The organism is Variovorax stachyos, assembly GCF_051400855.1.
GTDB lineage: Bacteria > Pseudomonadota > Gammaproteobacteria > Burkholderiales > Burkholderiaceae_C > Variovorax.
Genome location: NZ_JBLFFN010000056.1, coordinates 1 through 978 on the forward strand (window position 1 = coordinate 1; position 978 = coordinate 978).

Below are 978 nucleotides of genomic sequence, written 5' to 3' on the forward strand. Positions count from 1 at the left end.
CCGTCAACGGCATCCTCGGTGGCACACTCAACGTGCTCAGTGCCGGCCGCCTGCAAGGCTCCGGCACCGTCGGCAGCACGACGGTCGCTGGCACTATTGCCCCGGGCAACTCGATCGGCACCCTCACGGTCAACGGCGACTTCACGCAAGCGGCCGGCTCCACCTACCAGGTGGAAGTCGACCCGGCTTCCAACGCTTCGGACCTCCTCCACGCCAGCGGTACTGCGAGCATCGCCAGTGGCGCGAACCTGCAGGTGCTGCGCACCAGCAGCACCGGCTACGGGCTCGGCAACCGCTACACCGTGCTCACGGCCGATGGCGGCGTCAGCGGCACCTACAGCCTCACGGGCGACACGCAGACCGCCTTCGTGCGCCTGTTCGACAGCTACGATGCCACGCACGTCTACCTCAACACCGAGAAGGTGCGCAGCTTCACGGAGGCGGCCGCCTCCCCCAACCAGGCCGCGGTGGCCACGGCGCTGGAGAGCCTGCCGCAGACCAACGGCCTGGTCAACGCGGTGGCGTTCCTGCCCAGCGACTTTGCCGCGCGCGATGCCTTCAACCAACTTTCCGTGGACATCCACGCGTCGAGCAAGACCGCGGCGCTGGAAGACAGCCGCTTCGTGCGCGAGGCGGCCATCGACCGGCTGCGCACGGCCGCCTGCGCGCCCGGCAGTGCATCGCCAGCTCAGCAGCTACAGCAGCAACAGCAACCGCAACAAGCCGGCGCCGGCTGCACGGCTGCCGACAACCAGGCGCGCAGCACCTGGGGCCAGGTCTTCGGCTCCTGGGGCCACATCGACGGCAACGCCAACGCGGCCAAGCTCGAGCGCGACATCGGCGGCTTCGTCGTCGGTGCCGACACCGGCGTAGGCGCGGGCTGGCGCGTGGGCGCCTTGGGCGGCTACAGCCGCGCCAGCGCCGACACCGAGGCGCGCAACAGCAGCGCCAAGACCGACAGCTACCACCTGGGCGTCT

The 978-nt window shown here is 70.0% G+C and carries 1 protein-coding gene; it reads left to right on the forward strand.

Features of this window, described 5'->3' with window-relative positions; translation table 11 throughout:
• The coding region (locus tag ACMGEZ_RS29670) for an autotransporter outer membrane beta-barrel domain-containing protein (protein WP_436825859.1) at positions 1-978 on the forward strand (978 nt) is incomplete at both ends.